Consider the following 12,938-nt stretch of genomic DNA (forward strand, 5'->3'; position numbering starts at 1 on the left):
CGGTGCTATGTCGTCAGGGGCAGGTGATCTCCACTTCGTACGACTTGGTTACTGCTCCTGCCGTCGGGTTGGCCATATCCATCCCGGTGGCATTTCCCTTGATGGTGTAGGTGTTTCCGTCCTTGGTGGCCTCGGCGCTACCGCCGGGGACGCCGGGTGTGTAGCCGAGCGACACTCCGTCGATGTTGCCCAGTGCCAAGGCGGTGACAGTCGGCGAGTCACCGGGCGTGAGGGTCGCGCTGACGCCCGTCGGCGCCTGTCCGACGGCCAAGCTGACGGTGTTCGCAACCGTCGCACATACCACTGAACCCTCGACCTGATGGTCTTGGCCGTCGATGGTGACCTTGGCGGTACCCGTCCCCGTGGTGGCGGTGGCACCGCCTCCCGGTGCCGACATTGTCGCCGTCGCCGAGACCGTCGCCGACGAACCACCCGATTCCGATTTCTTCTCGCTCGACGAACAGCCCGACAATCCGGCGATGATGATCGCCGCGCCCCCGACGGTTACTACGAACCCACGTTTCATCACTGCTCTCCTCCAGGTATGCGGCCCGTCGACGGTGACGGGCCATCTTGAGCAGTATGGGGTGAGCAGCCGGTGGTGGCGACGGATTGGCCGAATTGTCCAGCCCAGCATCGGCAACGATCGTGGGTTCAGTATCATGCAGACCTTGCGAACCCTCGATGAGCGGTTCCGCGACTTACCTGAATTCGCCTATATCCCAAACTGTTTCGAGATACAGAAGTGCGATCCCCGCCTCAGGGGCAGGTGACTGCGATGTCGAACGGGGTCTCGACGGGAGGCTCGGTGCTCGCGGAGTTGGAGCCCATACCGCTGCCGGTCACCGTGTAGTTCTTGCCGTCGTGGGTAGCGACCGCAGACGTGGCGGACACGCCTTCGACGTAGGCCAGTGCCGGTCCGTCGGAACCGATATCGCCGATGCTCACCGACTTCACCGACGGTGCGTCACCGTCGGTGAGTTCGACGGTGGTGTGCAGGTGGCCCTCGATGTTGATGGTGGTCAGCCCGTCCTTGGTTTCGCAACCGATCCCGGTGAATGGGGCAGCATCGTTGGTGCCGAAGATCACTCGGGCTTGATCGGGTTGCGCGGGCGTCACCGGCGGTGGTGTGGACGTCGAGGTTTCGTGGCCGGGTGCCGTCGGTCCGGGCGCTTGGGAACCGCCCGGCGAACCCGAATTCTGCGACGAACACCCGACAGTCCCGGCCAGCAACGTCGCGACTCCGGCGGCGACGACGAATCTGTGCTTCACGACAAACGAGTATGGTCGCGTGCGCCCCATGACGGAAGTCGGACGTGCATCCGGTTGAATACCTGCTTGTGGGCGAGCCGTACTTCACCGTGGAAGCCGAGCTGCCGGGCCGGCTCGGCCGGGTCGGGGTGATCCGCACTCCGCACGGCGACATCCACACGCCGGCATTCATCGCCGTCGGCACTGCGGCCACCGTCAAGTCTGTGCTGCCGGAGACCATGAAACAGCTTGGCGCCCAGGCGATCCTGGCCAACGCCTACCATCTGTACCTGCAACCCGGTCCGGACATCGTGGCCGAGGCCGGCGGGTTGGGCGCGTTCATGAACTGGCCGGGCCCGACTTTCACCGACAGCGGCGGCTTCCAGGTGATGTCGCTGGGGGTTGGGTTCAAGAAAGTCCTGGCGATGGACACCGCCAGGCTGCAGACCGACGACATCATCGCCAAGGGCAAGGAGCGGCTCGCGGTCGTCGACGAGGACGGGGTCACGTTCCGGTCACACGTCGACGGCTCGAAGCATCGGTTCACCCCCGAGGTCTCGATCGGTATCCAGAACAAACTCGGCGCGGACATCATCTTCGCGTTCGATGAGCTCACCACGCTCGTCAACACCCGCGGCTACCAGGAAAGCTCGGTGCAGCGCACACACGAGTGGGCGGTGCGGTGCCTGACCGAGCACCACCGGCTGCAGGCCCGCTCACCCGAGCGGCCGCGGCAGGCACTGTTCGGGGTGGTGCAGGGCGCCCAATACGAGGATTTGCGGCGTCAGGCCGCGCGCGGGCTGACCGAGATCCGCACTGCCGACGGCCACGGGTTCGACGGCTACGGCATCGGCGGCGCTTTGGAGAAGCAGAACCTGGCCACCATCGTCGGCTGGGTCAGCAGCGAGCTGCCCGCCGACAAGCCGCGCCATTTGCTCGGGATCAGCGAACCCGACGACCTGTTCGATGCGGTGGCGGCCGGCGCGGACACGTTCGACTGTGTGTCGCCGTCACGAGTGGCCCGCAACGCGGCGGTCTACTCGTCGACCGGGCGGTTCAACATCACCGGCGCCCGGTACAAGCGGGACTTCACCCAGATCGACGCTGAATGCGACTGCTACACGTGCGCCAACTACTCGCGGGCCTACCTCCGGCACCTGTTCAAGGCCAAGGAGATGTTGTCGGCGACGCTGTGCACGATCCACAACGAGCGGTTCGTGATCCGGCTGGTCGACCAGATCCGCGCCTCGATCCTGGCCGGTGAGTTCGATGAGCTGCGGGCGCACGTGTTGGGGCGTTACTACGGCACTGCGGCGCGGAAGTAACCGCTGACCTGCCCGCTTCTTCAACGCGTGCACAATAAGTAGATGACGACCGTCGCAGAAGATCAGTCGCTCCTGCTGCAGTTGCTCGATCCCGCCAGCCGAGCGGACCCCTACCCGGTGTACCGGCGGATCCGCGAGCGCGGCCCGCTGCGGATGCCCGAGTCCAATGTCGCGGTGTTCTCCACGTTCGCCGAGTGCGACGCGGTGCTGCGGCATCCGGCATCGTGCAGTGACCGCAGGAAATCCACTGTGGCACAACGCCGAATCGCTGTCGAGGGCGAGGCTTCACAGAGCGGCGCCACCAGCTTCCTGTTTCTCGACGCACCCGACCACACGCGGCTGCGTGGATTGGTCAGCAAGGCATTCGTGCCGAAAGTGGTCAAGGCGCTCGAACCGGACATCCGGGCGCTGGTGGACGGTCTGCTCGACCAGGCCGAGGCCGGTGCCGGTTCGTTCGACGCGATTGCCGAACTGGCCTACCCGCTGCCGGTCGCGGTGATCTGCCGACTACTGGGCGTACCGGTCGAGGATGAGCCCAAGTTCCGCGACGCCTCGGCACTGCTGGCCCAGTCGCTCGACCCGTTCTTGGCGATGACCGGCTCGGTGTCCGAACTGTTCGACCAGCAGATGGCCGCCGGTCAGTGGCTCAGCGAATATCTCCGGGACCTGATCGCCCAACGGCGGCGGAAGCCGGGGGAGGATCTGATGTCGGCGCTGGTTCAGGTCGAGGAATCCGGTGACCAGCTCACCGAGGACGAGATCATCGCCACCTGCGATCTGCTGCTCATCGCCGGGCACGAGACGACGGTGAACCTGATCGCCAACGCGGTGCTGGCGATGCTGCGGAATCCGCGGCAGTGGACGGCCCTCGGCAGTGACTCCGCCCGGGTGTCGAGCGTGATCGAGGAGACCATGCGCCATGACCCTCCGGTGCAACTGGTCTCCCGAATTGCCGGGGATGACATGACGATCGGTGATGTCCACATTCCCGAGGGCGACACCATGCTGCTGTTGCTGGCTGCCGCACATCGCGACCCGGCCGTGTTCGAGCGGCCTGACGAGTTCGACCCGGACCGTGGCGGTATCCGCCATCTCGGGTTCGGCAAGGGGCCGCACTTCTGCCTCGGTGCGCCACTGGCCCGCCTCGAGGCTGCCGTGGCCCTGTCGGCGGTGACGGCGCGGTTCCCGAATGCCCGTCTCGGCGCCGAGCCGACATATAAGCCGAACGTGACGTTGCGCGGGATGTCGACCCTCCCCGTCGCCATCTAGGTGCTGCATTTCGCCGAGCGTGCGTGTCTGTTGCCCGCCACGCCGCGATTTGGCAGCAGTTTGCGCACGCTCGGCGCGCCTGAGGCTTGGGCAGGCTCAGCTGGGTCGATATATCCACGGATGCCGTGGCAACCGGGCCGGGTCGAATCGCTGCAGCATGCCCTTTACGTCGAGCGGGGGCCAGCTCAGTGACGCGCTGATCTGTGCCAGTGCACGGTCGACACCGATTTCGGCGAGGGTGACCGCACCGTCCCGTTTGGCCAGCCGGGCTCCGTCTTCGTTGAGCACCAGCGGCACATGGGCATACGTCGGTTCGGGATATCCCAGTAAGCGGGCCAGATAGGCCTGCCGCGGCGAAGAACTCAGCAGATCGTCGCCGCGGACCACCTGGTCGATACCCGTCGCCGCGTCGTCGACCACCACGGCGAGGTTGTAGGCGGGGACGCCGTCGCCGCGACGCACGACGAAATCGTCGACGATGCCGGTATAGGGGCCATGCAGCAAGTCGACGACGGTGCCGACGAAGGTGTCGGTGCGCAGCCGCAACGCCGGCGGCCGGCCGGTTTCTGCCTGCCGGGTCCGGCGCTGCGCGTCGGTCAGATCCCGGCAGGTGCCCGGGTAGGCGCCCTGCGGAGCGTGCGGGGCTTGTGGTGCCTGCGCGATATCTCTTCTGCTGCAATAGCATTCGTAGAGCAGGCCATCATCCCGCAACTGTTCGATGACTGCGTCGTATCGCTCGCGGTGTTCGGTCTGCCACTCGACCGGGCCGTCCCACGTCAATCCGATCGCCGCCAAGTCGTCGACCTGGCGGGTGCCGATATCGCTGAACGTCCGGTCGTCGAGATCCTCGACCCGCAGCAGGAACCGTCGTCCGGTCGACCGGGCGAACAGCCAGGCCAGCACAGCGGTGCGCAGATTGCCGATATGCAGGTCGGCCGAAGGGCTCGGCGCGAACCGTCCGGCCGGGGTGAGGCTCACGACTGCAATGTAGCCAACGACAGTGCCCGGGCGCTGCCGCGTAGCGGCGAGCAACCTCGCCCGCGAATGTGAATCCTCCGCGAAATCTCGCGTGTTTTTTCGCACCAGCTTCACACTCGCGGGGCGCGCAGCCCCGGCACGATATCGCTCAACTCGAAGGCCACCGGCCGGTCCAGCTGCTCATAGGTGCACGAGCGGGGATCGCGGTCGGGTCGCCACCGGTTGAATTGCGCGGTGTGGCGGAACCGTTGATTTCTCCCCGTCGCTTCGCTCGCCCCAGGCCGGCCTTCCATGTGGTCGTAGCGCACTTCGACGACCCGCTCGGGTCGCAGTGGTACGAACGACAGATCCTTGCCGGCGTTCCAACGGGACCCGCCGTACCGGCGCTGGGTTTCCTCGTCGAACTGTGCCGCCCAATTCCATGGGTGGCCCTCGAAATCGGTGACCAGTGGCTGTAATTCGGTGAACAATGCCCGGCGTTCGGCCATCGGGAAGGCGCCGATGACGCCGACCGATGCCAGGGTGCCGTCGTCCTCGTAGAGTCCGAGCAGCAGTGAGCCGATCGCGTCGGGGCCGGATTTGTGCAGGCGGTAGCCGGCCACCACGCAATCGGCGGTGCGCTGATGCTTGACCTTGAACATCACCCGCTTGTCCGGTTGGTACGTGAGGTCCAGCGGTTTGGCGATCACCCCGTCGAGTCCGGCGCCCTCGAACTCGGCGAACCAGCGCTGCGCGGTCGAGAGGTCGGTGGTCGCCGGGGTCAGGTGGATCGACGGTCCTGAGCCGGAGTCGGTTTTGCTCCTCGCGTGCGCGCCCAAGGCGTCGACCAGGGCCGCCCGCCGCTCGGCGAACGGGCGTCCGGTGTAGTCTTCGTCGCCCAGAGCGAGCAGGTCGAACGCGATGAACGCGGCCGGAGTCTGCTCGGCGAGCATACGCACGCGCGACGCGGCCGGGTGCAGCCGCAGCTGCAATGCTTCGAAGTCCAGGCCGTTGTCGGTGGGCAGGACGATCTCGCCGTCGACGACGCTGCGCGGCGGCAGTTCCGTCGTGGCGGCTGCCACCAGTTCGGGAAAATACCGCGTCAACGGGCGTTCGTTGCGGCTACCCCACTCGACCTCGTCGCCGTCACGGAAACAGATCGACCGGAAGCCGTCCCATTTCGGTTCATACGACATGCCGGCGGGGATCTCGGCGATCGATTTCGAGAGCATCGGGGAGACCGGCGGCATGACAGGCAGTTGCATCGCTTCATTCTCGCCGTCCCACCCACCGCCGGACCGCCACGATGACATTGCCCGGCCTCCCCGGTCTACGTGAGTATGGAACCTGTGGACCTACCCGTAGCGCCTCCGCTGGAACCCATGCTGGCCAAGGCGCTCGTCAAAGTGCCCGACGAAGCCGGGGTGTGGTCGTACGAGCCCAAGTGGGACGGCTTCCGGGCGCTGGTCTTTCGCGACGGCGACGACGTGCTGCTGCAGTCACGCAGTGGCAAAGACCTCGGCCGATACTTTCCCGAGTTGCTCGACGCGTTGCGTGACGAACTCGTCGACCGCTGCGTGTTGGACGGCGAAGTGGTGGTGCCGCGGGAGGTCGGTGCGGACGCGAGGAGCAAAATAGAGATCGGTGCGGACGCGAGGAGCAAAATAGAGATCGGTGCGGACGCGAGGAGCAAAACGGCATCCAGCCTGGTCCGGTTGGACTGGGAGTCGCTGTCGCAGCGCATCCACCCGGCTGAATCCCGTATCCGCATGCTCGCCGAGCAGACACCCGCGCACTTCATCGGCTTCGACGCGCTCGCGACGGGCGAGAATTCCCTGCTCGACGAGTCGTTCCGGATCCGACGCGAAGCCCTGGTCGACGCGGTCCATAGGAATCTTCTGCGCACGCGAGGAGCACGACAAGTCTGGTGTCACGTCACCCGCACCACCGAAAATCCTGCGCTGGGCACTCAGTGGCTCAAGACATTCGAGGGCGCCGGACTCGACGGCGTGATCGCCAAGAGGATCGACGGGCCGTACCTGCCGGGCAAGCGGGAGATGGTGAAGGTCAAACATCACCGTGACGCCGACTGTGTGGCCATCGGCTACCGCATCCACAAGAGCGGGGCAGGCGTCGGGTCGATCCTGCTGGGCTTATACCGCGACGGCGGTGAGCTCCAAATGATCGGCGGTGCAGCGTCGTTCACCGCCAAAGACCGATTGAAACTGCTGGCCGATCTGGAACCGTTGCGGGAGGGCGACGAGATGCGTGAAGGTGATCCGAACCGGTGGAACTCGGCGGCCGACAAGCGCTGGATCCCGGTGCGCCCGGAGAAGGTGTGTGAGGTGGCGTATGACCAGATGGAAGGCCAGCGATTTCGGCATGCGGTGAAATTCCTGCGCTGGCGGCCCGACCGGGAACCGTCCAGCTGCACCTTCGATCAGCTCGACGTGCCGCTCGACTACGACCTCTACGACGTTCTGGAGACGAGCTAGTGGCAACGCCTGCAACTGAACTCGATGTCGACGGCATCAAAGTCCGCTTCACCAACCCGGACAAGGTCTACTTCCCGAAGCTGGGCAAGGACGGCACCAAGGGCAAGCTGATGGATTACTACCTCAGTGTCGCCGACCGCATGGTGACCCTGCTGAAAGACCGCCCCACGCATCTGCAGCGGTTTCCCGACGGCATCGAGGGTGAGGAGATCTACCAGAAGCGGGTTCCCCAGAAGCATCCCGACTATTTGCAGACCTGCCGCGTCACCTTTCCGTCCGGTCGCACGGCCGACGCGCTCAAGGTGACCCACCCGGCGGCGATCATCTGGGCTGTCCAGATGGGCACCGTGACACTGCATCCGTGGCAGGTGCGTTGTCCCGACACCGAGCATCCCGACGAGCTGCGCATCGACCTGGACCCGCAGCCCGGCACCGGTTTCCACGAGGCCCGGACCATCGCCTGCGACGTGCTCAAACCGTTGCTCGACGAACTCGGTCTGGTCGGCTATCCCAAGACGTCCGGTGGTCGGGGCGTGCACGTGTTCTTGCGGATCAAAACCGATTGGGACTTCATAGAAGTCCGTCGCGCCGGGATCGCGCTGGCCCGGGAAGTGGAACGCCGCGCACCCGATGCGGTAACGACGTCGTGGTGGAAGGAGGAGCGGGGCCGGCGGCTGTTCATCGACTACAACCAGAATGCCCGGGATCGCACCTTCGCCTCGGCGTATTCGGCCCGCAAGACCCCGATCGCGACCGTGTCCACCCCGCTGAGCTGGGTCGAACTGCGCGACGCGGACCCTGATGACTACACCATCGCAACCGTGCCGGATTTCGTTGCCGGGCGCGATGATCCGTGGGCCGATATCGACTCCGACAACCAGTCGCTCACGCCGCTGCTGGACATGGTCGCCGCCGATGAGGAGCGTGGCCTGGGCGATCTGCCGTATCCGCCCAACTATCCCAAGATGCCGGGCGAACCGCCTCGGGTCCAGCCGAGTAAGAAGGTGGCCGCGCACTGGGACGACAAGGGCAACCGCCGCGAATAGCGCAGGCGCTCACCGCTTCAGGCGCCTTGTGCGCGGCTGCGGCTATACCCTCCTGAAACCGTGGCTGCGCAGGGACGTCGCTGCTCGATAGCTGCTGACCGGCTGGTGCAGCCCGTAGGGGACCGCGGAGATGAGGGTGACCGGAATCAGGTTGCCACTGGGCACCGAGTAGCTGCGACGCTCACCCGGACGGGCCCCGAGAATCGCGGTGCCCAGCGGGGACTGCACCGAATACACTTCCATGTCACCGTATTCCGCGCCGCGGACGCCGAGCAGGAACTCCTCGGTGTCCCCGTCGTCGTAGCGCACGGTCAACACCATGCCAGGTTCTGCCACACCGTCGTCCGGCGGATCCTCGCCGACCACGCAGTTGAGCAGCAGGTCGTGGATGTGCTGGATGCGGGTCTGGCGAGCGCGTTGGACGGCGACGCTGTTCTCGTCGGAGTCGATGGCCGCCTCGGTCGCGATCAGCTCGCGCAACTTGGACAGCTCGTGCTGCAGGCGGGAGTGTGCCTGCGGTGACATCCAAATACGTTGGCTGGTGGTCATTCTGGTTCCTCCTAGTGAAGTGTGTTTGCCGTCAGGGGCGGGGCGGGACACCGCCCCTGACGACCCGGTCGCCCGCAATGGGGCCTGGATGCTGTGGACTCCTAACGCAGTGGGTCGAATTCGCGCAGGGCTTCGGGTTGCTTGCCGGTGGTGACATATTCGGCCAGCAGCCGGCCGGTGACGGGCCCGTGTGCCAGCCCCCACATTCCGTGCCCGCCTGCGACGAAGGTTCCATGTGCTATTTCGCCGATCAGCGGCCGGCCGTCAGGGGTGATCGGACGGCCGCCGACCCACACGTCGGTGCGTTCGTCCCAGCGGACGCCGTCGAGCAGCGGCGCGGCCGAGGCGACGATGGCCTCCATCCGTGCGGGCCGCAGCGGATCGTCGGGCGAACGGAATTCCATGGTGCCGGCGACCCGCAGCGCACCCCGGTACGGCGTACACGCCACCCGGACATCGGGCAGGTATATGGGTCCGGGAACCGGGCGGTCCACCGGGACCGTGAATGAGTAACCACGTCCGGCCCGCACCGGGGTACGGACCTTTGGGCCGGCCAGCCGCGACAACCACGCGCCGGTGGCGATCACCGCGACGTCGGCAGTCAGGTCCGCGGCGCGCATCTGCACCCTGACGCGAGCGCCCGCGGGCTGCACGGCAGTGACCTCGCCGGTGCGGATCGTGCCGCCCCTGGCGACGACGGATTCGGCCAGGGCATGCACGAACCGGCCCGGATCCACGTAGCGCTGGCCGTCGACACTGATGCCTGTGGTGATCGCCGGCGACGCCAGCGGGACATGGTCGCGCAGCGTTTTCCCGGACAACCGGGTGAACGACACGGCCTGACCGGCTGCAGCAAGCCCACTCAGCTCGGCCAGCAGGTGCTCGGCCTGGCGCGGTTTTTCGAACAGCGCGGTGATGGGTCCGTCAGTGGTGGGTGCGTCCACACCGTTGCTGGTCAGAACGTCGTAGGCCTCGATGCACTCCGCGTTGAGCGGCAGGTTCGCGCGGACCACCCGAGTCCACGACGAACGCCGGCAATTGGCGGCAAACCGCAGTAGAAAAGACCACAGCCGGGGATCTGCCGTCAGAGGTATGTACAGCGGCGCGGCCGGGTTGAACAGCGAGCGCAGCCCATAGCGCAGCACGCCCGGATCGTTGAGCGGGATCGTCAGGGTCGGCGAAACCCAGCCGGCGTTGCCCCAGGAGGCGCCCGCGGCGACCCCGGTGCGGTCCACCACGGTCACCTCGACGCCACGTTCTTGCAGGAACCACGCAGTGGACAGACCGACGATGCCGGCGCCCACGACGACGGCCGAACGCGGACCGCCGTCGAGCCGTTCGACGCCCATCATGACGTCCACCTCCGCGGTCGAAGCTCACCCTGACATCACCCATGGTGGGGTCGGAGACCACGGCACTGTTTGCCCGATTTCGACAATCGGGCTATGGTGGATTGTCGGCTTCTGACAGACCGTCGATGACGGCTAACTCGATCATCATTGCCAGCCGCTTACGTGCGTCTTCGAGACCGAGATTGGTCACCTCGGCCATCTTGCGCAGCCGGTACCGCACGGTGTTCTCGTGCACGTCGAGCCGCAGCCCGGCGTCGGTCAGATCACCTTGGGCCTCCAGCCATGCCCGCAGGGTCTCGGTGTACCGGGTGGAGTGGGTCCGGTCGTGTTCGCGCAGCTCGGCGACCGGACCACGCTGCGGCGCCCGCCCCGACTGCGCGGCTACCCGCAGCCGCTGCAGCAGGATGTCGTCCCAGGCTTCGTCGTATACGGGGACCGATCCGGTGCGCCGCACCTCGTGCAGGGCCAGGCACTCCTCGGCCTCGCGCCGGGCCGGCGCCAGTTCTGCCACGGTCGCCGGTCCACTCACTCCGGCCAGCAGCGTCACCTGCGCGGGCAAGGCGGCTCGCAGTGCCGTCAGCCAACGGCCGGCGGCCTCGGCCTCGGCGCCGGGTAGCACGGTGTAGACGGTATTGCCCGCCAGCGCGCTGCGGCCCGGCCGGGACCAGCCGAAACCGGTGGTGGCCCGATCGAATGCGAGCAGCAGTGGGGCATGACGGTCGTCGGCAGTGTTCGCCCGCAGTGCGATCACGCGCAGCGGGGTCTGCGGTAGCGCGAGCCTGCTGGCGACCGTCGTCGCGTCGGCGGCGCCCTCGAGCAACCGCAGCACCAGCTCGGACTCCACCTGGCGTTCCAGGTCCGCACTGGCACGCGAGCGCAGCAGGTGCATGGCCACCAGGCGGGCCCCGTGGGCCAGCGCGGTACGTCGCACGTCCGGCAGCGGCTCGGCGCAGGTGACCCACACCGAGCCCAGCAATTCCCGGCCCGCTCGCGCGGCCACCACCATGCGTCCGGTCAACCCGTATTCGGGGTCGCCCGCGACAAACATCGGCTCGTCCGATTCGGCGAGATGCCGGAAGACCCCGCGCGCTTCGAACAACGCCCGCAGCCGCTGCGGAGCCTCGCGGCTCAGGATCGTCTCGGCCCGCGCCGGGTCGGCGTGCTGCTGCATTCGTGAGTACGCGAGCACCGCCGAGCGCTGACCCTCGATGGTCACCGAGCCGCCGACCGCATCGGCGAGACTGTCCGCGAGTGCGAACAAATCCGTCGGGCCACGGCCCGATTCAGTTTCCCGGCCCTCCAGCACGAGGCCGTACACCACGGCTGCCAGCTCACTCCAGGACACCTGCGGATCGACGGACATCACCGCGATGTCCTCGGGATCGCCGGTGACGGGCGCATTGGTGTCTCGGACCAGGACCACCACGGCCCGGGCTGCCGCGGCCCAGGCGATCGCCTCGGCGGCGCCGACGGCACCGACGGCGATCAGGACGTCGCCGACCACCTGGCCGGGTTCGTGGATCACGACACTGCGCAGCTCGGTCGACCGCGGGGTGGAGCAGTACCGCAGGTGGACGCCGTAGCCGCCCAGGACGTTGATCAGCCGGTCGAGTGTGATCACTCCGTCGAGCGTAGTTACGGTCCGGCGACCAGCGTGGCCTTGCCGTTGTGCTGGGCGCCTGTGGGGTCCACCCAGGTGAGACCGATGACGTCACCCGGATAGTGCCGGTCCAGGACCAGGGTCAGGGTCCGCGCCGAATCCAGGGACGTACCGTCGATCGTGGTCAGCAGGTCGCCCGGCGCCAGACCCGCAGCCTCGGCCGGGCCCCCGCGCATGACGTCCTGGACGATCACGCCGCCACCGTGTCTGGGTGCGCTGCCTACCCCGACGCCGAGCATGGTCGGAGCCCCGATGTGCACAGAGCTCGACGGGGTGCCGGAGCGGATCTGCCCGGCGATGGACATCGCCTCGTTGATGGGGATCGCGAAGCCCTTGCCGCCCGGGCCCATCCGAAAGTTCACCGACGCCGCCGTCGTCATACCGACGACCTGGCCGGCACCGTTGATGACCGGACCACCCGAGTCACCGGCCCGCACGGGTGCGGCAAACTCGAACAGCCCGGTGATCTCGTCGCTGCTCCCGGTCAACTCGTCCTGGGCGTTGACTGTGCGTCCGAATGCGGTGACCGTGCCGACCTCCTGGGTCAGCGGGGCGTCGCTGCCCTCCGCATTGCCGAGAGCGACCACGGGGTCGCCCGGTACCAGTGCGTTGGAATCCCCGATCGTTGCCGTCGGCAGACCATTCGCGCCACGCAGCTGCAGCAGCGCAATGTCGTGTTGACGGTCGTAACCGATCAGATCGGCGGGGTAGGACCGGTCGTTGACCGTGGCACTGACGGCGTTGGCGCCCTGCACCACGTGGTAGTTGGTCAGCACCTCGCCATCGGGGGACAGCACGATGCCGGTTCCAATGCCATATGCCTGCTGGTAGTCGACCCTGGTGTCGACCCGGGCCACGGCCGGTTGCACCACGGAGACGGCCGATAGGGGATCGCCCGGTGCGGCTGTTGCCGGTACCAGGGGCGTCACCAATGCTAAGGCGGCAAGGACCGCCAGGATCACCGACGTGGAGCGGCGTGACCGCAGTTTGCCCATAGATCTATCTTCGCCCGCACGAGCACCGGTGTCGACGCG

General features: G+C 66.9%; 12 protein-coding genes. 4 read left to right on the forward strand and 8 right to left on the reverse strand.

The window, feature by feature from the left end; translation table 11 throughout:
* Positions 1-13 precede the first annotated feature (13 nt).
* Complete coding sequence (locus tag H276_RS0120160; RefSeq protein WP_019973093.1) at positions 14-526, reverse strand: lipoprotein LpqH; 513 nt, start codon at positions 524-526, stop codon at positions 14-16.
* Between the two features lie 233 nt (positions 527-759).
* Complete coding sequence (locus tag H276_RS0120170; RefSeq protein WP_019973095.1) at positions 760-1,272, reverse strand: lipoprotein LpqH; 513 nt, start codon at positions 1,270-1,272, stop codon at positions 760-762.
* A 68-nt stretch (positions 1,273-1,340) separates the two neighbouring features.
* Here H276_RS0120170 and tgt point away from each other — a divergent pair, with 68 nt between their 5' ends.
* Positions 1,341-2,576 (forward strand): tRNA guanosine(34) transglycosylase Tgt, encoded by a 1,236-nt coding sequence (tgt, locus tag H276_RS0120175; RefSeq protein ID WP_026357232.1) that lies wholly within the window; start codon positions 1,341-1,343, stop codon positions 2,574-2,576.
* Between the two features lie 42 nt (positions 2,577-2,618).
* Complete coding sequence (locus H276_RS0120180) at positions 2,619-3,845, forward strand: cytochrome P450 (protein ID WP_019973097.1); 1,227 nt, start codon at positions 2,619-2,621, stop codon at positions 3,843-3,845.
* Positions 3,846-3,941: 96 nt separating this feature from the next.
* Here the strand turns inward: H276_RS0120180 and gluQRS are convergent, their stop codons facing one another.
* Positions 3,942-4,823: a tRNA glutamyl-Q(34) synthetase GluQRS gene (gluQRS, locus tag H276_RS0120185; protein ID WP_026357233.1), complete on the reverse strand. Its 882-nt coding sequence runs from the start codon at positions 4,821-4,823 to the stop codon at positions 3,942-3,944.
* Positions 4,824-4,933: 110 nt separating this feature from the next.
* Positions 4,934-6,067, reverse strand: a complete 1,134-nt coding sequence (locus tag H276_RS0120190; protein ID WP_036461463.1) for an ATP-dependent DNA ligase — start codon at positions 6,065-6,067, stop codon at positions 4,934-4,936.
* Positions 6,068-6,142: 75 nt separating this feature from the next.
* Here H276_RS0120190 and H276_RS0120195 point away from each other — a divergent pair, with 75 nt between their 5' ends.
* Together H276_RS0120195 and ligD are read left to right on the forward strand one after the other, a co-directional pair.
* The gene (locus H276_RS0120195) at positions 6,143-7,297 is read left to right on the forward strand and encodes an ATP-dependent DNA ligase (RefSeq protein ID WP_019973100.1); all 1,155 of its coding nucleotides are present in this window, start codon (positions 6,143-6,145) and stop codon (positions 7,295-7,297) included.
* Positions 7,297-8,343 carry a non-homologous end-joining DNA ligase gene (gene ligD, locus H276_RS0120200; RefSeq protein WP_019973101.1) on the forward strand — a complete coding sequence of 349 codons (1,047 nt, stop codon included), beginning with the start codon at positions 7,297-7,299 and terminating at the stop codon, positions 8,341-8,343. Before H276_RS0120195 ends, ligD begins: the two co-directional genes overlap by 1 nt.
* A gap of 42 nt (positions 8,344-8,385) precedes the next feature.
* Here ligD and H276_RS23360 read toward each other — a convergent pair whose 3' ends face one another.
* The 4 genes from H276_RS23360 to H276_RS0120220 all read right to left on the reverse strand — a co-directional run bounded on the left by H276_RS23360 (position 8,386) and on the right by H276_RS0120220 (position 12,899).
* Positions 8,386-8,892: a GreA/GreB family elongation factor gene (locus tag H276_RS23360; RefSeq protein ID WP_051111489.1), complete on the reverse strand. Its 507-nt coding sequence runs from the start codon at positions 8,890-8,892 to the stop codon at positions 8,386-8,388.
* 101 nt (positions 8,893-8,993) lie between these two features.
* Positions 8,994-10,244 (reverse strand): FAD-binding oxidoreductase, encoded by a 1,251-nt coding sequence (locus H276_RS0120210; RefSeq protein WP_026357235.1) that lies wholly within the window; start codon positions 10,242-10,244, stop codon positions 8,994-8,996.
* A 91-nt stretch (positions 10,245-10,335) separates the two neighbouring features.
* Complete coding sequence (locus tag H276_RS0120215) at positions 10,336-11,865, reverse strand: CdaR family transcriptional regulator (protein ID WP_019973104.1); 1,530 nt, start codon at positions 11,863-11,865, stop codon at positions 10,336-10,338.
* Positions 11,866-11,879: 14 nt separating this feature from the next.
* The gene (locus H276_RS0120220; protein ID WP_019973105.1) at positions 11,880-12,899 is read right to left on the reverse strand and encodes a S1C family serine protease; all 1,020 of its coding nucleotides are present in this window, start codon (positions 12,897-12,899) and stop codon (positions 11,880-11,882) included.
* Between the last annotated feature and the right edge of the window lie 39 nt (positions 12,900-12,938).

Origin of the sequence: Mycobacterium sp. 141, from assembly GCF_000382405.1 — a bacterium.
Classification (GTDB): Bacteria; Actinomycetota; Actinomycetes; order Mycobacteriales; family Mycobacteriaceae; genus Mycobacterium.

Excerpts from the sequence above, each read along its gene's own strand:
- H276_RS0120160 (WP_019973093.1), bottom strand. The coding sequence starts at position 526 with ATGAAACGTGGGTTCGTAGTAACCGTCGGGGGCGCGGCGATCATCATC.
- H276_RS0120180 (WP_019973097.1), top strand. The coding sequence starts at position 2,619 with ATGACGACCGTCGCAGAAGATCAGTCGCTCCTGCTGCAGTTGCTCGAT.
- H276_RS0120190 (WP_036461463.1), bottom strand. The coding sequence starts at position 6,067 with ATGCAACTGCCTGTCATGCCGCCGGTCTCCCCGATGCTCTCGAAATCG.
- H276_RS0120195 (WP_019973100.1), top strand. The coding sequence starts at position 6,143 with ATGGAACCTGTGGACCTACCCGTAGCGCCTCCGCTGGAACCCATGCTG.
- H276_RS23360 (WP_051111489.1), bottom strand. The coding sequence starts at position 8,892 with ATGACCACCAGCCAACGTATTTGGATGTCACCGCAGGCACACTCCCGC.
- H276_RS0120210 (WP_026357235.1), bottom strand. The coding sequence starts at position 10,244 with ATGATGGGCGTCGAACGGCTCGACGGCGGTCCGCGTTCGGCCGTCGTC.
- H276_RS0120220 (WP_019973105.1), bottom strand. The coding sequence starts at position 12,899 with ATGGGCAAACTGCGGTCACGCCGCTCCACGTCGGTGATCCTGGCGGTC.